Annotated in this window: 9 protein-coding genes; 6 read left to right on the top strand and 3 right to left on the bottom strand. The window is 65.9% G+C overall.

Going from position 1 to position 25,589, the window contains the following annotated elements; all coding sequences use genetic code 11:
- Nucleotides 1–90 precede the first annotated feature (90 nt).
- Nucleotides 91–2,562: a tetratricopeptide repeat protein gene (locus OEX18_12885; protein MDH4338160.1), complete on the bottom strand. Its 2,472-nt coding sequence runs from the start codon at nucleotides 2,560–2,562 to the stop codon at nucleotides 91–93.
- A gap of 2 nt (nucleotides 2,563–2,564) precedes the next feature.
- Nucleotides 2,565–2,948 (bottom strand): BlaI/MecI/CopY family transcriptional regulator, encoded by a 384-nt coding sequence (locus OEX18_12880; protein MDH4338159.1) that lies wholly within the window; start codon nucleotides 2,946–2,948, stop codon nucleotides 2,565–2,567.
- A 229-nt stretch (nucleotides 2,949–3,177) separates the two neighbouring features.
- On the opposite strand from OEX18_12880, the gene OEX18_12875 reads away from it, so the two are divergent.
- From OEX18_12875 to OEX18_12850, 6 genes are all read left to right on the top strand, one after another.
- A complete protein-coding gene (locus OEX18_12875; GenBank protein ID MDH4338158.1) occupies nucleotides 3,178–4,503 on the top strand; it encodes a hypothetical protein in 1,326 nt (441 codons plus the stop codon).
- 143 nt (nucleotides 4,504–4,646) lie between these two features.
- A complete protein-coding gene (locus OEX18_12870; GenBank protein ID MDH4338157.1) occupies nucleotides 4,647–5,192 on the top strand; it encodes a hypothetical protein in 546 nt (181 codons plus the stop codon).
- A gap of 143 nt (nucleotides 5,193–5,335) precedes the next feature.
- The gene (locus tag OEX18_12865) at nucleotides 5,336–8,086 is read left to right on the top strand and encodes a UPF0182 family protein (GenBank protein MDH4338156.1); all 2,751 of its coding nucleotides are present in this window, start codon (nucleotides 5,336–5,338) and stop codon (nucleotides 8,084–8,086) included.
- A gap of 236 nt (nucleotides 8,087–8,322) precedes the next feature.
- Nucleotides 8,323–11,457, top strand: coding sequence for a CHAT domain-containing protein (locus OEX18_12860; GenBank protein MDH4338155.1), 3,135 nt, complete (start codon nucleotides 8,323–8,325; stop codon nucleotides 11,455–11,457).
- Nucleotides 11,458–11,515: 58 nt separating this feature from the next.
- Nucleotides 11,516–12,079, top strand: coding sequence for a hypothetical protein (locus tag OEX18_12855; GenBank protein MDH4338154.1), 564 nt, complete (start codon nucleotides 11,516–11,518; stop codon nucleotides 12,077–12,079).
- Nucleotides 12,072–25,292: an Ig-like domain-containing protein gene (locus OEX18_12850; protein ID MDH4338153.1), complete on the top strand. Its 13,221-nt coding sequence runs from the start codon at nucleotides 12,072–12,074 to the stop codon at nucleotides 25,290–25,292. Before OEX18_12855 ends, OEX18_12850 begins: the two co-directional genes overlap by 8 nt.
- A gap of 93 nt (nucleotides 25,293–25,385) precedes the next feature.
- Here the strand turns inward: OEX18_12850 and OEX18_12845 are convergent.
- Nucleotides 25,386–25,589 (bottom strand): hypothetical protein (locus OEX18_12845; GenBank protein MDH4338152.1); only part of this gene is annotated, 204 nt, incomplete at its 5' end.

Raw genomic sequence — 25,589 nt, 5'->3', positions numbered from 1 at the left:
TTCAAACCGGGGGGAGGGTAATCCCCGGGGGCCGGCCGCGGCACCCACACCAGAGTGTGCCGCGACGAAGCGCCCGGGGACGGTCACGCGCTAGTCGTAGTTGCGGTCGACGTCGACCTCGGGGTCGTCGTCATCCTGATTGTGATCATGCTGGTACCGGTACTGGAAATGCTGTTTGTGCTTGTACGACATGGCCGACTTCCAGCGCTCACGGTACTCCTTGAAGCGCGGGTCGTCCTGGATCGGATCGAGGTCGTGGTCCCGGTACGCGTGCTCCCACGACTCGAATCCGGCCTCGTCGGCCTTCTTCAGCCAGTCGAAGGCCGCGTCGACGTTGCCGGCCTGGGCGGCGCAGCACGCCAGGTTGTACATGGTGGTCGGCTTCTGGTAGCCCATGTCGAGCGCCTTTTGAAACGATGCGGTGGCCTCCCCAGCCTGCTCGGTTCTGAGCTGCACGAACCCCAGGTTGAACCAGGCGCGGCCGATCCTGGGGTACTTCTTCGCCATTTCTTCGAAGTGCGGTATGGCCTTGCGCCACGCGCGCTCATTGTTCTCGCTGCCCCTCCAGCCCCAGTGCCAGCTGCGGTCCCCGTCCCAGTTCGTTGAGAGGCTGAGGTCCTTTGCCATGGTGAGCAACTCGTCAAAGCGCTTCTCGCTGTGCAGCGGGAAGAGGTCGGGGTCCTCACCCATGTGACGCGCATCCACCGACCCGGTGGTGATGGCCTGCTCGAGCAGTTTCAGGGCGGCGTCCTTCTGGCCGCCGAGCGAGCGCGCGCACGCCATGTTGTACAGCGCGCCATCGTCCCCGCTCACCTTGAACTCGCGGTCGAACGCATCCGCCGCGCGTTCGTAGTCTCCCGAGCGCAACAGGTAGATGCCCACCGAGTTCCACTCGTCCTCTTCGACGTTATCGCGCTTGGCGAGGCGGTCGAACTCACGGTTGGCATCGCGGCGATCCAGCCTGGCAACGTCGGAGTTCATTACTTCCCCGAGCAGCTTCTGGAAGCGCGCGTCACCGCGCAGTGAGTTGAGGTCGTCGTCGGCCGCGTACAGGTCGGGACGCTCGAAGCCCTCCTCGAAGGCCGCGCGCAGGGCTTCGATGGCGTCGTCCTTTTCGTCGGCCAGCGCGTACGAACAGCCTGCGTTGTAGAGCGCCGTCGGGCGCTTGTAGCCCAGTTCCGCCGCCTTCGAGAAGGCAGCCGCGGCGCGCGAGTAGCGGCCGCTGTTGTAGAGGTCCGCGGCTTCGCGGTAGTAGTCGCGGCCGGACTCGCCGTCCTTTCCGCTCCCGGCCAGTTCGATCCGCCGCAGGTCCCGCCCCGCGTCGTTCATGTTCGCCACGGTGTAGGCCAGGCGCATGGGCGCTCGCTTCTCCAGCCGGACGGATTCATCAGGGGTGATCACGTCGATCAGGGCGAGCTTGTCGGCGGGAATGGCACGCGGCGAAACCGCCGTCGTCGGCCGCGCGGCCGCCACCGCCACCAGCAGAACAAGCGACACGCACGCCAGCGAGGCAAGCGCCCGCCGCGACATCGCCGCGCGCGGCGTGCGTGTCGTCAGGATGGAGATCACGCGCCGCTCGAGCGAAGAGCGCGTCGTCAGGGTGAGCGCCGCGCCGGCAAATACATCGCGGCCGGGCGCCAGGCGTGCAATGGCCACCAGGTGTTCCGCGTAGTCCGAGTTGCGAATGCCGGTGGAAAGAACGACGTCGTCGCAGGCGCGTTCCGCGTCGGCGCGCAGCTGGGTTGCCAGCACCCACGCCAGCGGCTGGAACCAGAACACAGCGCACACCACGCGCGCCACCATCACCCACAGACCGTCGCGACGGCGCACGTGCGCGAACTCGTGCAGCAGCACTGCATTCAGGCGCTCGCGCGACCAGTTCTCGGCGTCCGTGGGAAGCACCACGCAGGGACGCAGCGCGCAGGCGACCAGCGGAACCGCCACTCTGGGGGAAACAATCACATCGACCGGGCGCTGAATGCCCAGGATGCGGCGCACGCGCTGGCTCTCGCGCAGGATATTTTCATCGCGGGTAACCGGTGCGCTGCGCACGATGCCGCGCGCCCACATGGCGGCCAGGCCGGCGCGCAGCAGCAACGCCACCATCACATTGAGCCACACCAGCACGATGGCGCCCTTCCAGCCGATGGAGGTGACGAGGGTATCGCGCGCGCGCGCGACCACGGTTTCAACACCCTGAGTGCGCGCGGGCGCAACCGGTCCGGCGCTCGTGGCCACGGCCGGCGTGTGTCGCGATGCCGTCATGGGCGCCGGCTCAATGGCGTCCGGCCGCACCGGCTCACTCTGGATGAGGCGCGCCGCGGGGGCAGGGAGCACCGGAATGGACCATGCAGGCACCAGCGCGGATGCGAGCGGGAGCAACGCAATGGCCACGAGGCTCCCCACCGCGACCGCATGGCGCACCGCGGGGCGCAGCCGGTGCGCAAACACGAGAAACGCGCACGCGAGTGTCGCGAGCAGCGTCATGCGCGAAAGCCACCACAGGAGGCTGCCCGGCGCGATCGAGTCGAGCAACGACGAGAGACTCAAGATCGGGGTCATGATTATCGTCCTTCCTTGCGAGCGCGGTCGATCAGCGCGGCCAGGCGATCCAGCTCCTCGGGCGTGAGGTCGGCACCCGGCGTTTCGAGCAATGCCATGACGGCGCCCGCCGCGGAGCCGTCGAAGAATGTCTTGAGCAGGTGATCCACGGCGCCGCGCCGGGCCTTGCTGCGGTTCACCGTGGGGCGGTAGATGTAGCGCTTGCCGTCGTGCTCGTGCACCAGCAGCCCCTTCTGCTCCAGGATGCGCAGTGTCGCGCGCACCGCGGAGTAGCTGGGGGGAGAGGGCATACGCTCCTGCACGTCTCCCGCGCTGGCGCTGCCCGCGGCGTACAGGATGTCCATGATTTCCCGTTCGCGGCGGCTCAAGGTATTCAGTTGTTTCATGCGTGACTTCCCGGGTGGTGGTTTATGTGCTGGTTATTTAGCATATGCTGGAAAATTAGCACTAGGCACAGGGCCTGTCAACCGCGTTTTCTCTGTGCGGATGCAGGTAGGACGGATGCCGGGGGCGGACTGTTGCAGGTTTTTTAGCACTTGGTGCTAACCTGCTGTAGAATATCCATCTGTCGTGGCCGGGGGGGCTGCAGTCGCCCGGCCCAAAGGGAGGTGCCCGGTGAAACCAACCCGGACGTGGACCGACGAGCAGCTGGACAAGGCGGTCGCCGTCATTCTCAACAAGGTCGAGAACCTGTGGTGGGCGTACTACGACGTCGACCTGGCCTTCGAGGATCCCGATCCGCCCGCCGTGGCCGAGGTGCTGGCCCGCATCGAGCGCACCCCGCTCGGATACCGATGGCTGGGCACGGCGGCCGAGGAGCGAACCCTCCTGCCGGTTCTGCTGCAGGTCCTGAACGACCAACCCCTCGCGGCGCGTGAGATCTTCCGCCGCATCTTTGACGTCAACGAGATTCCCGCGGACTCGGGAGCCGACAGCGGGCTCGCCGGGCGCCTCAACCGTGCCGAACGCGAGCACCGCGAACGCGAGTATCTGCGCGCGGTGCGCGCGGGCAAGTGCGAGGGCCGGCCGGTGGTGGTGGCGGAGGGGGACTCGTGGTTCCAGTTTCCGGGGTTCACGCTGTTGCGGCTGGGCCGGCTGCGCATCCACGTGGAGTTCGTGCGCGAGATCATCGACCACCTTATAAGGAGCGACCGCTACTGCATCCGCAGCATCGCCGCCGGCGGCGACTGGCTGAGCAGCATGCTGCGCACCAAGGACTACATCGAGCCGCTCTCGCGCATCGAACCCGACGCGTTCCTGTTCAGCGGTGGCGGCAACGACCTCCTGGCCGACGGCCGCGTGGGGAACATGGTGCGCCACAAACGCAGGCTGGGCGAACCGGGCGCATTTTCGGAGCGATGCGATGAACTCGTGCAGATACGATGCGGCGCGACGGCGGTGCAGCGGGGCGCGTTCGATCGCGAGAAGTACGCGCTCGGCGCCCGCTTTCTTTCCAAAGACTTCGTGAGCTTCATGAATCTCACCCTGGTGCAGTGCTTCCTGTTCTTCTCGAGCCTCACCCACTCCAAGCTCCACAGCATGGCCATCGTGACCCAGGGCTACGACTACCCGGTCCCCACCCGCAAGTCCACCGCACCATGGTATTCGCTGCGACGCTGGATCAACCGGGGGCTCGGTTCGGGAAAGTGGCTGTGGATGCCGCTGGAGCAGAAGCGGCTCAACGAAACTGAGAAGCGTGCGGTGGCATATGCATTGATCACGGAGTTCAACGAACTCATGATTGCACTGGCGCAGTGCGGGCATTTTCCGCGCCTCTACCACGTGGATCTGCGCGGCGTGGCGCGCTCCGACCGCGACTGGTACGATGAGATTCATCTCACCTCGGGGGCTTTCGGCCGCGCCGCCGCGGTCTACGAGGCGTGTCTCTCGGATGTGCTCTCGGCGGCGCCCTCGGGAAGAAAGCTGTTCTCAGTCCAGTAAACAAAAAAGTATCGTGTTGTCCGGAACTTCCCCCTGTGCTAAAATCAGCGCTCGATCCGGCACAGTCCCGAACCCCTCGCCAATCATCCCGCCGGGTCGTTCATTCCGAATCGCAGTGACACTTGGCCGCCGGAAGGAGCCTTATGCGCTTCCTACGTTTGTTTGCGGCATTGCTGGTTGCCGTTGTGGCGTTGGCCGGTTGTCAGGGTGCCGACGTTGTCAATTCCGATCAGTCCGCAGTCCAGAAAAACTCCATCGTGCCGCTGGCGAACAACACGGTCCCGTTCCATGCAAAGGTGCAGAACAGTATCCAGGTGGTACCGCCTTTCCCGCCTCCAACGATCAATGCGATCTTCGAGGGGCAAGGAAAGTCGTCACCGTTTGGCCCGTTCATGTTCGTTGGAATTTCCGCGGTGGACGTCACCGTCTTTCCGTTCAACCAGTCAACGGACATGGTATTCACGTATCGGAACGGAGACGAGCTTCACATGGCGTCTCACGGAACGGCCATCGAGGATCCCCCGGGCAGTACCGTATTCAGCGGAGTATTTGAGGTCATCGGTGGTACCGGGATCTTCAGCAATGCCACCGGTAGTGGCACCTATGCGGGGACGGCCGACGTCGCTGGCGGGGTGGGCCAGTTCGACATGGATGGCGTCATTTCGGGCTTCGGCGGGTCCGGCAACTAGAGGACGCGCGTTGAAAGCACGCTGACCGCAGGAAAAGTCCTGTGGCAGCTGATGGCCGGAGACCCCGTCATCGCAAGATGACGGGGCCTCTACTTGCTCACGATACGCGACATATCGGAGCAATCGTGGTAGTTTAGGGCATCATGAAAATACCCCCTCGATCCATTCGTCCCCCGTCGCAGCAGGCAAGGCGCGCGGTTCTGTTCGGCCTCTTCTTCTTCGCCATCTTCCTGGTCCCGGCACTCATCCGCCTCCTCACCGAGTGGCCGTGGTTCCAGGGACTCGGCTTTGCGCGCGTGTTCGTCACCCGCCTCACCGCCGGCGCGGTACTGGGACTCTCCGTGGCGGTGGTGGCCTTCATCGCGCTGTACGCCAACCTGCGGCTCGCGCTGCGCGGCGTGGAACTGACGCCGCGCCTGGTTCAAATCACGCCCGCCGGGCCGGTGGAACTGATGCGGCTCGTGCGGCGCGTGCTGCGCCCCGCGGTGCTGCTGGTGGCGGTGATGATGGGCGTGGCCGCCGCGGGTTCGTGGCTCGACGTGCTCCGTTTCATCAACCAGGTTCCGTTTGGAACCACCGATCCGGTGTTCGGGCGCGATATCGCGTACTACATCTTCACGCTTCCGATCATCTCCGGCGCGTTGCGTCTGCTCACCATTCTCACCACCATTGCGCTCGCGGCGAGCGTGGTGCTCTACGTCCTGCGCCGCGACATTGCCGTGTTCGGGCGTAACCTCACCGTGGAACCCCGCGCGAGACTGCACCTTGCCGTGCTCGTGGCAACCATGTTTGTGCTGACGGCGTTGCGCGTGTACCTGGTGCACATTCCGGATCTCCTGCAGTCCAGCACCGGCCCGCTGGTGGGGGCGAGCTTTGCGGACCTGCACGGCTCCCTGCCCGGGCTGCGCCTGGCGGCGCTGGCCGCCCTGGTTGGTGCCGGGGTCGTGCTGTGGAGCGCGCGCGGTCCGCGCCTGGGGCACGCCACCTTGCTCGCGCTGGGCATCTACCTGGGCACCTCGGTGATCGGCGTCAACATCTATCCGTCCATCATCCATCGTTTCGTGGTGGCGCCCAACGAGCTGGCAAAGGAAGCGCCGCAACTCGAGCGGCACATCGAGGCCACGCGCGAGGCATGGGGGCTGGACAGCGTGCTGACCCGCGACCTCACCGGCGAGGCGCACCTCACCGAGACGGACATCAAGAACAACCGCGCCACCATCGACAACATCCGCCTGTGGGACCGCGATCCGCTGCTGCAGACCTTCGGGCAGTTGCAGGAGATCCGCACCTACTACGACTTCCTCTCGGTGGACGACGACCGCTACTGGATCGACGGCCGCTATCGCCAGGTGATGCTCTCGCCGCGCGAGCTCAACACGGCCTCGCTTCCCACGCGCACGTTCATCAACGAGAGGCTCACCTTCACCCACGGTATGGGGCTGACCCTCGGTCCGGTGAACCAGGTGACGTCGGAGGGGCTGCCGGTGCTGTTCATCAAGGACCTGCCGCCGGTGTCGAGCGTATCCATCAATGTGACGCGCCCGGAGATCTACTACGGAGAGATCACCGACGCGTGGGTATTCGCCAACACCGGGCAGCGCGAGTTCGACTACCCGTCGGGAGACGACAACGTCTACGCGTCGTACGAGGGCGATGGTGGCGTGCGCGTGGGATCACTGGCGCGTCGACTCCTGTTTGCCGCGTACTTCCGCTCCATGAAGGTCCTGCTGTCCAGCGATATCACCAACGACAGCCGCGCGATGTTCAACCGTAACATCCGCGTGCGCGCGCGCAAGCTGCTCCCGTTCCTGGCTTTCGACAGCGATCCATATATGGTGATCGACGAGGCCGGCCGGCTCAAATGGATCCTCGACGCCTACACCAGTGCGCGCCGTTACCCGTACGCACAGCCGCTGCGCGGTGGAACCAACTACCTGCGCAACAGCGTCAAGGTGGTCATCGACGCGTACGACGGCAAGGTGACGGCATATCTCGCCGACCCCAACGATCCGCTGGTGCTCACCCTGGCCAACGTTTTCCCCGGCATTTTCAAGCCGCTCGACGAGATGCCGGCAGACCTGCGCGCGCACCTTCGTTATCCCGAGCTGCTGTTCGAGATTCAGAGCGATCTGTACGCCACCTACCACATGGACGAGGCGGAGACGTTCTACCACCGCGAGGACCAGTGGCAGAAGCCGGTGCTCACCCAGGAGGGAACCACGCGCGACCCGTTCCTGCGCCACATCATCATGCGGCTGCCCGGGGAGAAGGACGCCGAGTTCATCTTCATGGTGCCGTTTACGCCGCGCGGCAAGGACAACCTGGCCTCGTGGATGGTGGCGCGCAACGACGGCCAGCACTACGGCCAGCTCGTGGTGTACCGCCTGCCCAAGCAGAGCCTGGTGTTCGGTCCCACGCAGATCGTCAACCGCATGAACCAGGACACGGAGATTTCCCGGCAGATCTCCCTGTGGGATCAGCGCGGTTCGGAAGTGATCCGCGGCCACCTGCTGGTGATCCCCATCGAGGAATCGCTCATCTACGTGCAGCCGGTGTATCTGCGCGCGGAGGGCGGGCGCATCCCCGAACTCAAGCGCGTGATCGTGGCGTACCAGAACCGCGTGGTGATGGAAGAAACGCTGGAGGAGGGGCTGATGCGGCTGTTCGGCGGCACCGCCGAGGCGGCATCCGCGGGGCGGCCCGCCGCCCCGGATCGCCCGTTGGCAGCGGTGGAAGGTGCCAACAGCACGGCACAGCTCGCAAGCCAGGCGCGGGAGCTCTATCAGCGCGCGATTGCGGCGCAGCGCGAGGGCGACTGGGCGGGCTACGGCGAGGAACTGCAGCGCCTGGGCGAGATCCTCAAGCAGCTGGAGGCGTCCGCGGGCGGCGATTAGCCCCGGGGGGAGGCGCTGGAAGCACAAGTTCTGGATAGGCTAAACCGCAGTTATCCCATTGGGGTGTAACGGACTTGTACCCAAACCCTCCCGGTCTTCTGCTATAATTACCCGCTGATTCCAGTCATTTCATCCAGCGTGCAGGTCCGACGGCCCGCTGGCTAAATCTCGCCTGTGATGCAGTTTCGGGGGGCGCAGGCACACCTTCTATTGGCCTTCTGCCGCCTGGGAGCCCTGTGTTCGCCCGAACCCGAAACCTGGTTCTGTGTCTGCTTTTGTTCTCGCTTTCGGCCGCGGTGCCCGCCCGCGCGGCCGGGGACCCCGTCGAAACCTTCATCATCGTCGCGGACTCGCTTTCGCGCGCCGGTGACGAGGCGTTCGCAAGCTACATCTCGGAGAACGGTGTGCTGGTGGGTGCGGTGGTGGGCACGCTCCTCGATGTCGCCTTTGCCGTGGCGGTGCAGGGCAACACGGAAGGCGAGAAGGAGAACGTCGATTTCGCCGAACGGGTGGCGACGGTATACGCCGCGCGCGGGGGAACGGCCGTTCCACTGGACATCGTCAAGACCTACCGGGCCTGGACGCCGGCGCAGCGCGACACCCGCGTGCGCGGGATGGAACTCGAACAGCGGGCGGTCGAAGCGCGCGACAAGCAGGAACTCGACGCGGCGGTCGCGTTGCTCAATGAGGCACGCGGCCTGTACGAATCCATCGACGACCAACGGTCCATCGCGGTGAACTACGGCAGCCTGGGCGTGGTGCACTGGTACCGCGGCGACATGGGCGCGGTGCGCGAGAGCTACGACAAGGCGCTGGCGGCGCGGCGCGCCGTCGAAGACGCCATCCTCGAGGGCAAGACGCTCAACGGCCTCGGTTCCACCAATCTGCGCACCGGCGACTACGACGCCGCGGTCGACTACTATCGCCAGGCGGTCGCGTTGCGCCGGCGCACTGGCGACATCAGTGGTCTGTGCACGTCGCTCACCTACCTGGGCAACACCTACTACCAGATGAACCGCCTCATCGAGGCGCGCGACTGCTACGAAGAAGCGCTGCCCGAACTGGAACGCAGCGGCCGTCCGGACCAGATGATCGAGATCCTCAACAGTGTGGCCAATCTCAACACCGAGATGGGGCGCTGGCGCGCGGCCAACGAGGCCTACCTGCGCGCCATCGACATTGCCGCCGGCGCGAACGCGGCGGTGGACGAAGCGACGTGCCGGATCAACCTGGCCGACAACTACCAGCGCGCGGGCAAGTACGGAGACGCGCTGGAACAGCTCGACATCGCCGCGGCCAGACTGGAAACCTCACCGGAGCCATACCGCCTGGCCGACCTGTACTACGCACGCGCCCTCACCTATCTGAACATGGGAGAACTGGACCTCGCGCGCGAAACCGCGCTCGCGTTGCGGGAGAAGGCCGAGGCCCTGGGCGAGCCCACCTACACCATCAATGCACAGATCATGATTGCGCAGATCTATGCGGCGCTGGGCGCGTACGACCGCGGTTTGAAGGCGGCCAACGAGGCCATCGCCGCCGCGCGCGAAAGCCAACTGGTGCGATTGGAGCGGTTGGGCGAGGTAACCGCGGCGCGCCTGGACGCAAGTGCGGGCAACGCCGACGCCGCCATCGCGCACTGGAGCACGGCGCTGGAGATGGACGTGCGCGACGGAGCCCAGGCGGCCATGCTGGAATCCAGCCTGGGCCTGGCCGGCGCGCTGGCGCTGCGCGGAGACTTTGCCGATGCGCGCACGCGCTACCGGGAGATCATCCCGGCCGCGCGCGACGCCGGCCTGACCACGTTCCTCGCGGTCGCGCATCTGGGCATCGCGCACACCTACGAGGTTGAGAATCCGGACAGCGCCGAGGCCAACTATGCCGCGGCCCTCGCGTACTACGAGCGCGGCTTGCGCCAGCTCGGCGGGGCGGAAGCCAGCGCCGCGTTTCTCTCCGGTGAGCGCCGCTTCGTGTACGAAGAGGTGGCGCGCTACTACGCCAAGCTCTACGCCGCCGGGCGCGGACCGGAGTGGTCGGAGCGGGCCTTCACCACCATCGAATCGGCCAAGGCGCGGGGCCTGCTGGATCTGCTGCGCAACGCGCAGGCGCAGGAGAGCAGCGATGCCGAGGACGCATTGATCGATTCGCTGTACACGCTTCGCGCCGCCGGAACGGCGGACGCGGAAGCACTGGACAAACTCGAGAAACAGTACATGGCGTTGCGCAATGCGCGTGTGAACCAGAGTCTGGGCGCCATGGAAGGCGACATGCGGATTGCGTCGCTGGCCGACGTCAGCGCGCAACTGGACAAGGGTACCGTGGTGCTGAGCTACGCGCTTGGTGACACGGCGTCGCTGCTGTGGGCGATCGACCGCAAGGGATCGGCACTCAAGACGCTGCCGGGCCGCGAACACATACGCCGCGCCGTCACCCAGATGCGCGACGCGATCAGCCGCCCGGGTGCGGGCGACGAAACCCTGCGCTCCGCGTCGCGCGCGCTGTACGTGGACCTGGTTGCGCCGGCGGAAGAATGGCTGAAGGGTGCGAAACGGGTGGTCGTGATTCCCGACGGTGCGTTGTTCGAACTCCCGTTCGAGGCCCTGCTCGCGGAAGACGCCAGCCCCGGCGCGGCGTGGAAGGATCTGGCGTTCAGCGCACGCCGGTATCCGATGGTCTACGCCGCATCGGCATCGACGTTTCTCGCCATCGAGAAGCGCCGCGGTGAGCGCAAGTACGATCTCGATCTGCTCGCGCTGGGTGATCCCGCGTACACGCCCGAGTCCGGCCTGGCGCCGCTTCCCTACACCCGCGAAGAAGTAATGGCCATCGGGGCGGACATCAAGGACAAGCGCAAAGAGGTTCTGGTAGGCGCGGACGCCAGCGAGACGGCGTTTCGCGCGGCCCTCGCGTCGCACCGCCCGCGCATCGTTCACCTCGCCGCGCACGGCCTGGTGGACCCGCACGACCCGGCCGCGTCGAGCATCGCGCTGTGCGAGCCGGATGGCGGACCCGACGACGGATACCTGCACACGCTCGAGATCATCGCGCTGCCCCTGGACGTCGGGCTCGTGGTCATGTCCGCGTGTGAGTCCGCGCGCGGCCAGTTGAGCCGCAGCGAGGGTGTGGTGGGTCTGTCGCGCGCTTTCGTGGCTTCGGGTGCGGAAGGCGTGGTGGCGAGCCTGTGGGCGGTGTCGGACCAGTCGACCGCGGCCCTGATGAAGGAACTCTATGCACGAATGATTGGCAAGAAACAATCCGCCGCCGTCGCGCTATCCCAGGCGCGACTGGCGCTGCTGGACGATCCTGAGTATTCGCATCCGTTTCACTGGGCGCCGTTCATTGCCATCGGCATGCAGGCGGCTCCCTGGTAGACAAATAGATCGACGCATTGCCCCTCGAGTACCGGCAACGGTCAGCGGAGTGAGTATCATGAAACGAGCCCCCCTCGTCCTGCTTCTTCTCTTGGTGGTCGCAACCGCCGCCCACGCGACCCAGATCATCTACAAGTCACCGCGCGACCTCGGACGCGAAGCGTCCCTGGTGGTCGACGGTCAGGTTGCCTCGGTGCGTTCCTACTGGAACGCCGCGCATACGGCGATCTTCACCGAAACCACGGTCGTGGTGGGTTCCACCTACAAGGGAGAGGGGGTGGGTGTGGTGCGGGTTGTTCAGCCCGGCGGAACCGTCGGGCATGTGCGCACCACCGTGGCCGGTGCGCTTGCCTGGCAGGTGGGCGAAGAGGTGGTGCTCTTCTTGGAGCCGGGCGCGGACAACGCCTGGCAGGTGGCGGGCTTCTCGCAGGGCAAGTTCAACATCCAGCGCGAGCCCGGCAGCAACCGGGTGTTCGTGCAGGCACCCGACCTGAGCGGGGTGGAACTGGTGAACGCACCCGCGGACGCGGGCGCGCCGCCCGCACAGATCAAGAAGATGAGCGTGGAGACCTTCATCAACCAGGCCCTGGGCCGGGTGGAGGGAGGGATCTCCAATGAGTAACGCCATCAAGCGCATTGCGGCGGCATTCGCCGTCTGCCTGTTTGCGGCGCCGCTCGCGCACGCGCAGACCACCGACTGGACGCAGCAGTTTGGAACCGGCACCGATGACGAGGTGTGGGGGATCGCGTCCGACGGCAATTTCCTCTATCTCACCGGCTATGTGACCGGTGTCACCGCTCCCGGCGGCAACGAGTACACCTGGAACCAGATCGCAACCGGTTTCGCAGAGAACCTGCTGGCCGTTGACATGCTGGACGCCAGCAACGCAGTGGCGGTGGGCGCGCAGGGCAGGATTGCGGCCAGCATCGACGGCGGGAACACCTGGTCCCCGCTGGTCAGCCCCACCGTCGAAGACCTGCACGACGTCCACTTCTTCGACGCCAACATTGGTCTGGCGGTGGGCAACGCAGGGACCATTCTCAGGACAATCAACGGCGGAAACGTGTGGACGCTGCAGGCGAGTGGTACCGGACTCGCGCTCTATGGCGTGCGCTGGCTGAGTGCAACCGATGCCGTCGCGGTGGGTGCGGCGGGAAGGGCTCTGCGTTCCACCGACGGTGGTGACACCTGGGCGCAGCAGCTTGCCCCTCCCTTCGACGATCTCAATGCGGTTTCCTTCGCCAATGCAACCGACGGGGTCGCGGTGGGGAACAACGGCACCATCCTGGTCACCAACACCGGCGGGGTCATCTGGACGACCCTCGTCAGCCCGACGATCAGCGATCTCTATGGCGCCTACATGGCCGATGCCAGCAACTTCTGGGCGTGCGGGGATAGCGCCACCATCATCGGCACCACGGACGGCGGCCAGACCTGGAACGGGCGCGTTGCGTGGTTTGGGGACACGATCACATCCGTCTACTTCGCGGACGTGAACCACGGCGTAATCGCCTCTGCGGGCGGCCGATTGATGCGCACGAACGACGGCGGCGCCAACTGGTTCAATCAACAGCTATACCCCACCAGCTTGCGGGCCATGTCGTTCTTTGATACGGATCAGGGAATCGTCGTGGGTGATTCCGGGGCCGTCTATCAGTCGATCCCGCAGGGACCGGGACAGGGCTGGGACCTGGTGCTGCAGAAGCGCGACCTCGACGGCAACCTCATCTGGACCCGGCAGATCGGCACCGCCGCCCAGGATTTCGGCCACTGTGTTTCGACAGACGGATCGGTCGTATTCATTGGTGGCGAAACCGGTGGCGCCATGCCGGGCCAGGTTGCGGGTGGGAACCAGGATGCCGTGCTTGCGTGTTTTACCACGAATGGCATCTTGATGTGGCTCACGCAGTTTGGGAATTCGGGCAGCGAATGGATAGACGGCGTCGCCGTCTACGGCGACGTATATGTGACCGGTATCGATAACGGCAGCGACGTGATGGTGCGCAGGTATTCGTCTTCCGGGCCGCTGTTGTGGAACAAGCCGTTCGGTTCGACGGGCATCGACATCGGGCAGGGCATCACGCTCGGCAGTCCCACCGAGATCTACCTGGTGGGCCTCACGCTGGGCACGCTGCCCGGCCAGACCAGTGCCGGCGGCCAGGACATGTTCATCCGCCGCATCGATCCCGCGGGCAACGAGATCTGGACGCTGCAGACCGGAACCGCCAACGACGACTACTTCGACAGTGTTTACGCCGATGCCAACGGTGTCTACGCGTCAGGAATTCAGAACAACGGCTCCGGCATCTCGGATGCAATCATCGCCAGGTACGACACCGGTGGCGCGTTCCAGTGGAGCGACGTGGTTTCCACCGCCGGCTTCGACCGCGGCTGGTCGATCAGCGGTGACGCATCCAGCGTGACGCTGGCGGGTGTGGCGGGCGGCGCCCTGCCCGGACAGACCTTCGCCGGCGGCAACGACGCGTTCCTGCGCCGCTACAGCCCCGCCGGTTCGGTGCTGTGGACGACGCAGTTCGGCACCAACGCCGACGACGAGATCAAGGGCGTGGTGCGCGTGGGCGGAGCGGACTACGTGGGCGGTTACACCGACGCCGCGCTGGCCGGGCAGACCAGCGTGGGCGGCCGGGATGCCTTCGCGATGAAAGTGGTCGCGGACGCCATTCCGGGCCGCATCTACGTGGATGCCGCGGCGACAGGAGCAAACAGCGGCGCGTCGTGGACGGACGCGTTCGCGGACCTGCAGGACGCACTCGCCGCCGCGGTTGCGGGTGATTCCATCTGGGTGGCGGCCGGGACGTATCGTCCGAGCGCCATCAACGATCGCAACGCGACCTTCCAGATGGCCAACGGTGTGGTCATGTACGGCGGTTTCACGGGTATTGAAACGTCTCTGTCGCAACGCTCGCCGTTTGCCAACCAGACCACGCTCAGCGGTGACATCGGCGCACCGTTCGTCTCCCCTGACAACAGCTACCACGTGGTGACCGCGGGCGATGGCATCGACGCCACCGCCATTCTCGACGGGTTCTACATCCGTGATGGTGATGCGAGCGGACCCTCGATCGACTCCAACGGCGGCGGGCTGTTCAACCCCGGCACCGGTTCACCGCGCGTCTTCAATTGCATCTTCGAATCCAACCACGCCAACGCCCGGGGTGGCGGCGTCTATACCGAAGCCGGCAGCCCGTTCTTCTCCACCGTCCTGTTCAACGGCAACGACTCCGACCAGGAGGGCGGCGGAGCGGCCGTCGTGGGTGGCGGCGGCCTGTATGCGAATGTCGTGTTCGACGGAAACGTGGCCGGCGTTGGTGGCGGCGGCATGATCGCCATCGGATCGCCGACGTTCACCGTCGTCAGATTCACCAACAACCAGGCCCCATCCGGTGCCGGCCTGCAGAGCTGGCAGAGCCTGAACCTTGGACTCGCGCGCTTCCAGAACAACACCGGCACCGATGGCGGCGGGCTGATGGTGGCGGACGGAACAGCGACGGTCTACAGCTCTCTGTTCAGCAACAACACCGCCACCGGTGTTGGCGGCGGCATCCTGCTGGGTCTCAACGTGACCGCGTCTCTCACCAACGTGACCGTGGCGGCTAACTCCGCGGGTCTCGAGGGTGGCGGTGTGCGCGTGGGTGGAAATGTGAACTGCGCCATTGCGAACGCCATCATCACGGACAACCTGGCCCCCACCGGCGCACAGATTCTCAACTCGGGCGCCGTCACGGTCTCGCATTCGCTGGTCGCCGGTTCGGGCGGGAGCGGTGCCTCGTGGGATGGGACTCTGGGCGCCGACCTGGGCGGCAACCTCGATACCGACCCCCGGTTCGTCAACCTGCTCGGCGGCGATCTGCACCTCCTGGCCGCGTCGCCGGCGATCGACGCCGGCGATCCCAACGCCGTCAATACGGCGCTGGACCTCGACACCTACCCGCGCGTGTGGGGCACGCGCGTGGACATGGGCGCCTACGAATTCCGGGGCGCCTGCCCGCCCGGGAATGTTCTCTACGTGAACGTGGCCGGCGGCGGCGGCGATGGCTCCTCATGGGGGCAGGCGTTCACGGATCTGCGCAGTGCGCTGGCAGTGGCGGCGGGATGCAGCACGGTCACCGAGATCTGGGTGGCCAGCGGACAGTACAAGCCCACCGGCAGCTCCGATCGCTTCGCCACCTTCGAGCTGCGCAACAACCTGGCCATCTACGGCGGCTTTGCCGGTGTCGAGACGGACTTGAGCCAGCGCGATGTGAATCTCAACTATTGCGAACTCAGCGGCGACATCGGCACGCCGGGAGTTTCCACGGACAACAGCTATCACATCCTCACCGGCAGCAACGGTATCGGCGCCTCAGCGGTGATCGACGGCTTCACCATTCGGGACGGATATAACGTTGACATCAGCTCGCTGGGTGCGGGCATGTACCTCACCGGCGCCAGCCCCACCATCCGCAACTGTTCGTTCTACAACAACGACGCGTACATCGGCGGCGCCATCTACATGGTTCTGAGCGCCTCGATGATCGACAGCTGCACGTTTGGTGACACGGCGGAAGGCGACGGCAACACCGCCCAGGCTGGCGGAGCGGTGTTCTGCGACAGCAGCACCACCACGTTCATCAATTGCACGTTCCGTGGCAATTCCGCCCCGCCCAACAACGGCGGTGCGGTGGACAACGCATACGGTTCCAACGTTACGTATACGGACTGCGTGTTCGATGAGAATTCCGCGCTGCGCGGTGGCGCCCTGCACGTGTGGGACTCCGAGCTCACGCTGACGCGCTGCACCTTCACCAACAACAACGCCAGCTTCGGTGGCGGGTTGCACCTCGAGGTGCCCACCACCGCCGCGGCGGCGGCGCCGGTGAACGGTTCCGCCATCAGCCTGGGCGCGCGCACCGGTGCGTCACCTCGCCCGGTGCGGCCGGCCGTAGCCACGGAGGGCGCCAGCGCGCCCCTGCCGGGTGGCATGCTCACGCCCGGGCGCATCAACATAATCGACTGCGACTTCGAGGACAATGTCGCGGTTGGCGACGGCGGCGGCGCCGAGTTCATCGAGGGCAGCGCGCTGGTGGTCAACAGCCGCTTCTTCAACAACACCTCTCAGGGCGACACCCTCTCGGGTGGTGGCAGCCCGTTTGGCGGTGGCGGCATCGCGTCCTTCAACAGCATCACCAGCGTGGTCAACTCCACGCTGGTGCGCAACGAGGCCCTGGGAATCAATCCGAACGACGGCGGCGGCGGCATCTTTGGCTACTTCGGGGCGGTCAACGTTCGCAACTCGGTCCTGGCCAACAACAGTGACGACGCCAATACCGATACCGAACCGGCGCAGTTCCTGATGCCGGTGGGCGTCGCCACGGTCGACCACTCGCTCATTACCGGGCTGGGTGACGCCCTCGGCGCAACCGGCACCGGCAACGTGGCGGGTGACCCCGCCTTCGTCAACGAAGCGGGTGGCAATCTGCATCTCACGCTGGCGTCCGCGGCCATCGAAGGCGGCAACAACGCCGACCCCGATGTTCCCGCCGCGGATCTGGACGGACTGCCGCGCGTGTCCGGTGTGAACACCGACATGGGCGCGTACGAGTACGCGGTATCCTGCCCCGCGCAGACCGTGATCTACGTGGACGGTGGCCGCGACCCCGGCGACGGGCTGTCGTGGACGTTCCCGTTTACCGATCTGCACGAGGCCCTGAACCTGGCGCGCGCCTGTCCCACCATCCAGGAGATCTGGGTGGCGGCGTACACGTACCAGACCACGAATGGCTTCAACCGCTTCGCCACCTTCCGGCTCGCGGATGGCGTTGCGCTCTACGGCGGATTTGCCGGTGACGAGACCGATCTGTCGCAGCGGGATCCGGTGGCCAACCCCACCATTCTCTCCGGCGAAATCGGGACGGTCGACGCCTTCGACAACAGCTACCACGTGGTCACGGTTCCCGCCTCGGCCGACGCATCCACCATTCTCGACGGCTTCACCGTGCAGGATGGCTGGGCCGACGGCGGCGGATCACACAACAACGGCGCCGGCATGGACAACTCCGGGTCACCCACCATCGCCAACGTGACCTTCTTCCGCAACCACGCCGAAGGTATCGGCGGCGGTGCGAGGAACGGCGCGGGTGCCAGCTTTACCGACTGCGTGTTCTATCAGAACGACGCGGGTAACGATGGCGGCGGTCTCCACCAGGGAAACGACTACGCCGTGATCTTCCGTAATGTTGTGTTCCGCGATAACTCCGGCCTGTTTGGCGGCGGCATCCGCACCGGCGGGGCGTGCGAGTTCACCAACGTGGTATTCGTGGACAACTCGGCCGCCGGCGGTGGCGGTATGATGAACTTCGGCGACGCCGTACTAACCAACACCACCTTCTTCCGCAACAGCGCGGGCAGCTACGGCGGCGGTGCCATGAGCAACGGTGCTGGCACGTCTCCCACCATCGTCAACTCGATCTTCTGGGTCAATTGGTCCCTGGACTTGAGTCCCGCCATTCAGAACGCCGTCACGGCGACACCCGGCATCTCGTACTCGCTCGTGCAGGACAGCGGTGGCAGCGGTGTGTGGAACGACCCCAACATCGGTACCGACCTGGGCCACAATATCGATGCGCCACCGGTTTTTGAGGACTTTCCCACCGGCGACGTTCACCTGCAGGTTCTGTCCCCGGGAGTGAACGCCGGCAACAACGCGGCACCCAACCTCCTCGCCACCGATCTCGACGGCGCCCAGCGCATCCGCGGCGGTACCGTGGACATGGGGGCGTACGAGAGCCTCGCCGGCGCGGACAGTGACGGCGACGGCATCGACGACCAGAACGACCTGTGCCCGTTCGAGAACGCGGCCAACTTCGACCGCAACAACGACGGGTGCATTGACGACGGCGCCGGCGGGCGGCACGTGGAGTACTGGGGCACGGCCGACTCCGTGCTCACCTACGTGATCAGCCAGAACGGCGCGCCGGGGGTTTCCGACGGCAGCGACTTCACCGCCATCCAGAACGCGTTCGGCGCCTGGACGGCGATCGGCGGGACCACCCAGCAGGCCGCCTACGGCGGCACCACCCCGCAGACGGTGGCGAACAACCTCGATCTCGTCAACCTGATCACCTTCGAAGACAACACCTACAACTTCGGCTCCAGCGTGCTGGCGGTGGGGCTGAGCACATCCTTCACCGTGGACAGCGTGTTCGTCGGTGTCGAGTACCGCGCCGGGCAGATCGTCGACGCGGACATGCTGTTCAACCCGGCCAAGGCGTTCCGGACGCCGACGTCGGGCGGCACCGGCAGCGACATCCAGAGTGTCGCGACGCACGAGGCGGGGCACATGTTCGGGCTCTCGCACTCCACCATCGTCACCTCCACCATGTTCTACGCGCTGCCCCCGGGCACCCGCGCGGCGGTGATCGAAGCGGATGACGCGCTCGCTTTCCTCAAGGCGTATGGAAGCAGCGCCACCATGTCGGGCACCAATCGCATCGAGGGTGCGGTGTACGACGGCGCCACCGGCGATCCCATCGGCGGCGCCATCGTGTTCCTCATCGATGCGGTGACGGGCGACTCCAGCGCCTGCGACTACACGCTGCCGCTGACGGGAGAATTCTCCTTCGTCGGCATCCCCGACGGCGACTACTACGTGTCCATGCACCCCATGGACGGATCCTCGGGCGTGAGCTACATCACCCCGGCGCGCATCAACTGGCTCATCGCGTCAACGCCACAGACGGTGTTCAAGCCGGAGTACTGGGATGCCGCGGAGTCCAACGTGGAGGCGGACGACAACGCGAAGACGGCCATTGCGGTGTCGGGCGGGAGCCAGGTCACCGATGTATTCCTCTATCCCAACATCGACGCCACCCCGCCCACCGTGGTCGCCGTGGATCCGGCCGACGGCTCGGCCGGCGTGCCGGCGGTGGGGGCCATCCTCATCCTGTTCTCGGAGCCGATGAATTCCGGAACCCTGGTGGGCAACTTCGCGCTGCGGGATTCGCTCACCCAGGTTGCGGTGGGCGGCAACGCCACCTTCCTGCGCGACGACTCGCTCATTTCGTTCACGCCCGCGCCGCTGGCGTACAACACCACCTACGAGCTGCGTCTCGACACCGGCCTGCAGGATCTGTTTGGCAACGGTCTCGCGGCGCCGTTCGTGTCGTACTTCCGCACCGAGGCGCCTCCGGGCTACGGCGTCACCGCACTGGTCCCCGACAAGGGTGTGCCCGGTTCGGTGGTGGTCGTGGTGGGCAACGAGTTCACCGGCAACACCGCCGACTTCACCGTCACCTTTGGCGGTGTGGCGGGAACCGTGTTGCAGGCCTCTCCCACCCAACTGGTGGTGCAGGTTCCGCCGGGCGCGCAGTCCGGAGATGCGGTTGTCAACCAGGTGGGACAGGGTCTGAGCAACCCCGTGGGCTTCACCGTGCTGCCGCCGCTGCAGGCGGCGCGCGCCATCCCCGTGGGTGTGTCCAACCTCGGTTCGCTGCCGCGCGCGGTGGACGTGCTGCCATCGGGCGGCCACGCCTTCGTGGCCACCGAACAGGGCGTGTCGTCGGTAGTGACCGACGCCGCGCAGGGGAACTTCCTCAGCAATGTGGCCATCTCCATCCCCGGCGGCCTGGTGGACCTGGCCGTGCGCACGGATGGCCGGCGCGTATACGGCGTGAGCTTCATTGATCACACCCTGTCCATCATCGACTCGGACTTCGAGGGCGCCAGCCCCACCGTGAACACGGTGCGCGCCACGTTGCCGCTGTCGGCGCCGCCGCTCGGCATCAGCATCGAGCCGACGGGAAAGAAGGCGTACATTCCCACCAGCGACGGTGAGATCCAGGTGTGGGACATCAGCAAGAGTGCAACCGCCACCCAGATCGGCGTGATGATTGCGAGCGATCCGAACCTGCGCGGGCGTACCGCCGTCGATCCGGTTCGCAACCAGCTGCTCGCCCTCACCGGAACCGGCAAGGTGCTCTTCTTCGACCTTGCCACCAGTTCGCAGAGTGGCCAGGTGTCCGTGGGCGCAGACCCGCGCGACGTCTTCGTCGACCCCGCGGGCGAGCGCGCCTATGTCACCGACAACCGCGGTTTCGTCACCATCGTCAGTCTCGCGTCGCGCCTGCGCGTCACACCCGACATGACCACGGGCGGCGCGCTGCGCGGTGTCACCGGGAGCCCCTCCGGCCAGTACCTGTTTGCGGCCAACCGGCTGCTGAACTTCATCGAGGTCATCGACCTCAACGTCGCCAACCCGACCTTCCGCACGGTGGTCAACCGCGTCCCGCAGGGAATCAACCCGGTGGACGTGGACGTATCGCCCGACGGTCTCTACCTGTACTCGCTGGTGGAGGACACCCGGCAGTTCGTGGTGACGGCCATCGGCGAGGGTCCGGCCATCACGGCGCTCTCGGCCTCCGCGGCGCCGGTCGGCGCGAAGATCGTGGTCGCGGGCGAGTCGCTGGCAGCGGATTCGCTGCAGACCGTGTCGTTCAACGGGATCGAAGTGGTGCCGAGCGCGCTCTCGAATTCGCAGCTCACCGTCACCGTGCCGCCGGGTGCCTCCAGCGGACCGGTGCAGGTGATTGCGCGCGACTCGGGCGGCGCGGTGAGCAAGTCCAACGAGGTGTACTTCGAGGTGCTCGGACCCACCACGCCCGGCGGCCTGCGCCTCGCGGCCAAGGCGGCGCCGGTGGGCGGCGATTCCACGCTGACCCCGGCGATGGCCGTGTCGCCCACGGGCAACGTGATGGTGTTCGGCAGCAACTCCGGCGACGTGTGGGTCATGGATGTCGCCCCGGCGAGCCCCACCTACAACCAGGTGCTCGACCGCTTCCAGCCGATCCTGTCGGCGGTTGACGACATCGCGGTTACGCCCGATGGACGCCGCGCGATGGTCATGAGCGGGAATGCGCTGGTGGCGCTCGACGTCAACCCGCTCTCGCCGTCCTATGGGACGGTGGTTGGAACCGTCGACCTTTCCAGCCTGGGCGGTTCCACACTGGCGAACATCCTGGTGTCGCCGGGCGGCCATCGCCTGCTGGTGTCGAACCCGACGCTGGATTCGGTGCATATCATCAACATCGATCCGGCCTCGCCGCAGGCCTACCAGCTCATCGGGAGCATCCCGGTGGGCAACAACGTGTTCGAAATGGCCTTCCACCCCGGCGGGCGCTACGCCTACCTCCCGCTGGTGGGACCGGCCACGCAGACCATCGTCATCGCCGACATCGACGTGGGCCTGGTGGCGAACACAGTGGTGCTGCCTTCGCCGGTGCCGGCGGAAACGGTGATGGACCTGGACTTCCTGCCCGACGGCAACCGCGCCCTCATGCTGACGAGCCAGCTGTCGGGACCAGCCAACCGCTCGGTGGTCATGATCAACACATCGAACCCGGTCAATCCCACGCTGGTGAACCGCCAGGCGTTTGGCGTGGCGCTGAGCCCGACCCCGGAGAAGATCAGGGTGTCGCCGCGGGGCGACCGCGCCATCTTTGCGGTTCGCGGGCAGTTGTTCTCGCACGTGGCCATCGAGCCGGACTCGGTGTTGCTGCTGGAGCAGAGCGGCGACCTGTTCTTCCACCTGACGCGCGTGCAGATGGATTACGCGCCCGACGGCTCGCGGCTCTACGCGACGTCGTCCTTCCGGGACAGTGTGTTGGTGTATGACTTCAGCGCCGCGCAGACCATGACCATCGCGTCGGGCAGCGGCCAGACCGGTGTCATCAACCGCGAGCTGGGTCTCCCGCTCAAGGTGCGGGTGACCGACGCGTCCGCCAACGCCGTACCGGGCGTGGCGGTTCGCTTCAGTGTGACCGGCGGCGGCGGCAAGTTCGTGGACACCGGCACGGCCACGCAGATTGCCGCCACGGGGATCGACGGTGTCGCAACCGTGCGCTGGAACCTCGGCGCCGTGATTGGTCCGGGAACGCAGACGGTGAGCGCGGCATCCGCCGGGCTGGCCAACTCGCCGCTGGTATTCACCGCCACCAGCGTGGACGATCCCAACAACCTGCCGCTGCAGGCCACCGGCATCCTGCCGCTGGCCGGTTCGTCCGACGTCAGTGTGACCACCGCGGTGAGCGTAGCCTTCACGCGCAGCGTGGCGGTCTCGTCGGTGACCACCAGCACGTTCTTCCTGCGGAAGGTGAGCGACGCCTCGCGGGTGGCCGCGGTGATCGGTTATTCCAATGATCGTAAGCAGATCTCGCTGACGCCCGATGGGCCGCTAGCCTACAACACGGGTTATGCGCTGGTCATCGGTGCACTCCGGGACGACTCCGGTGGCACCATCACCAATCCCGGCACCACGACGTTCACCACCCGTCCCGGCGCGCCGCCGCTGGCGCTCACGGGTGTGAGCCCGCCCAGCGCAACGCCGCAGGCGACCATCGTTCTCTCGGGGGTGAGCTTCGACTCCATCCCCGCGGGCAACACGGTTCTGTTCAATGACGTCGCTGTCACTCCGTTTTCGGCCGGGCTGGACTTCCTCAATGTGAAGGTGCCGGTGAGCGCGGTCAGCGGCACGGTATCGGTGCGGGTCGGCGCCGCCACCACCGCGGGCAAGGCGTTCACGGTTCTGCACCCGATGGAGACGAACATCGACGAGGTGCTCGCCACCATTGGAACGGCCGGTGCGGCTGCCAAGAGCATGACCATCAACCCGGACGGCACCATCGCGTACTCGGTGAGTCCGGAGGGCAACGTGGTGATTCCCATCGATGTGGGCGGATTGACCACGTTCCCGACCATCCCCGTGGGCAGGGAGCCGGTGGCCATCGACATGACGCCCGACGGTCTGTCCGCGTTCGTCGCCAATCTGCAATCGGGCACGGTGTCGGTCATCGACACAGATCCCGCTTCGCCCACCTTCAACCAGGTCATCGAGACGGTGGTGGTGGGAACCGCGCCCGTGGATCTGATCGTCAGCCCCGACGGCGACCGCACCTTCGTGGCACTCGGCGTCACCAACGAGATCGGCGTGCTCGACTCCGACGAGTCCAGCGAAACGCATCTGCAGGTGCTGGCCAGCGTTCCCACGGGCGGAACCGGCACCAAGAGCCTCACCATCAATCCCGACGGCACCGAGCTCTACGTGGGCGACGCCACCGGCTTTGTGGTCATAGATCCGCTCACCAACGGCGTGCTCAAGAGCGTTCCAACCGGTTCGGCCACCAAGAGCATGACCATCAGTCCGGACGGAACATTGCTGTTCATTGTGACCACCGAGGGTCAGGTGCTGATCGTCGATAACGAGGTCGATAGCCCCACCCGGGACGAGGTCATTCGCGACATCGGCACCAGCGGGGGGACCAAGAGTCTGGCCGTCAATCCGGACGGAACGCTGCTGTACTTGATTCAGGAGGAATCGGACATCGTGCTGGTGCTGTCCATCGAGGTGACGAGCAGCGTGTCCATCATCTCCGACGACCTCCCGCCGGGTAAGGTGGCGGTGGCCGTGGTCGATACCATCGATGCCGGCGAGGATCCCGAGCAGCTGGTGTTTTCGCCCGACGGCTCGGGGCGGGCGCTGCTCACCAGCCCGGGCGACAAGACCATCGTCGTGCTCGGCACCGAACCGCTGGTGATCGCGGCGGACATCGAGGTCAAGCCGCACACGCTCAACCTGAAGTCGAACGGACGCTGGATCAGCGGCAGCATCGAATTGCCATCACCGTACCTGCCCGGGGACATCGACATCGGCACGGTCATGCTGCAGGACTCGTTGCACGCGCATCCGGACAAGTGGTCGGTCGGCGACGACGACGAGGACGGCATCCCCGACCTCAATGTGAAGTTCGACCGGGCGGAGTTTCAGATGATCATGCCCCAGGGCGAGTACGTGCCGGTGACGATTACCGGCATGGTGTCCGGCCGCGCCTTCGCGGGGGAGGACACCATCCGCACCATTCGTCCCACGCTCACCAGGCCCGCCTCGTTCGCGCTGCTCGCCATGGGTGAAAGCACCACCATCGAGTGGACGTCGCCGGGCGGCTACCAGGTGGACTACGTCGACATCTTCTTCAGCGTCGACGACGGCGAGAACTGGGAGCCGGTGGCGGAGGGGATTCCCGACACGCACGTGATTCCATGGCAGGCGCCGCTGGTGATGTCCGACCAGTGCCGCATCATGGTGACGCTGTACCGTGACGACGATGACTACGCGCAGTCCGGTGGAGCCCTGAGTGGAGAAGAACACGACGACGAGGTCATCGGCAGCGGCATGAACCAGTACCCGTTCACCATCAGCGCGCCGGTGGCGCTGACGCTGCAGCGCTTTGAAGCGCGCATGGAGGACAGCGAGGCGGTTCTGCACTGGGAGACGAGCCAGGAGGTCGGTACGCAGGGCTTCAACCTGTATCGGTCGACGGACCGGGAGGCGGGCTACGCGCTGGTCAACACTGAGCTCATCGCTGCCGCGGGGCGGATCACCGGTGGCGAGTACCAGTATCGCGACAAGCTGGCGGTGGGGAACCAGACGTACTACTACCGTCTGGAAGAAGTCTCCGGCGGTGGCGAACCCAACGTGTTTGGACCCTTCGAGGTGCGCTTCCGGGTGGTGTTCGATCTGGCGCAGAATGTGCCCAACCCGTTCAACCCGACCACCACCATCAAGTACGCGGTGCCCGTCCGTTCGACGGTGAATCTCACCATCTACGACGTCGCGGGGCGCGTGGTCACCACGCTGGTCAACGAGACCAGGAACCCAAACGCCTACACGGTCACGTGGGACGGCACCAACGACCGTGGTGAGCGCGTGGCGAGCGGGGTGTACTTCTACCGGATCGTGGCAGGCAAGTTCCGCGACACCAGGAAGATGGTGCTGCTCAAATAGCGGCGGCACCTGCGGCAGCGGACAAAAAAACGGCGCCCGGCGTCATCTCCATTGCGGGAGACGATGCGGGCGCCGTTTCCGTCCAGCGGAGGTTTACCGAATTCGTCCTTCCATGATCGAGCGCACGCGCTCGAATCCCGGACGCTCGTTCTTCTGGTTGACCGGCCATTTCACGCCCGGAGAGGCGTTGGCCGTCGGGGAGGGGGGCGCCGGGTCCAGCAGTGTAAGATAGATGTTGTTGAAATCATGGCCCTTCTGGACCCAGACCAGCGTGGGCGTCGTGCCACCGTAGACGGC

This window comes from Candidatus Krumholzibacteriia bacterium, assembly GCA_029865265.1.
GTDB lineage: Bacteria > Krumholzibacteriota > Krumholzibacteriia > WVZY01 > JAKEHA01 > JAKEHA01.
The sequence above is the reverse complement of the archived record's forward strand: the minus strand, read 5'-3'. Positions and strand labels throughout refer to the sequence as shown.

Bases quoted from the DNA above. Each gene is read 5' to 3' on its own strand.
- OEX18_12865 (MDH4338156.1), top strand. From the start codon at position 5,336: ATGAAAATACCCCCTCGATCCATTCGTCCCCCGTCGCAGCAGGCAAGG.
- OEX18_12870 (MDH4338157.1), top strand. From the start codon at position 4,647: ATGCGCTTCCTACGTTTGTTTGCGGCATTGCTGGTTGCCGTTGTGGCG.
- OEX18_12850 (MDH4338153.1), top strand. From the start codon at position 12,072: ATGAGTAACGCCATCAAGCGCATTGCGGCGGCATTCGCCGTCTGCCTG.
- OEX18_12880 (MDH4338159.1), bottom strand. From the start codon at position 2,948: ATGAAACAACTGAATACCTTGAGCCGCCGCGAACGGGAAATCATGGAC.
- OEX18_12885 (MDH4338160.1), bottom strand. From the start codon at position 2,562: ATGACCCCGATCTTGAGTCTCTCGTCGTTGCTCGACTCGATCGCGCCG.
- OEX18_12855 (MDH4338154.1), top strand. From the start codon at position 11,516: ATGAAACGAGCCCCCCTCGTCCTGCTTCTTCTCTTGGTGGTCGCAACC.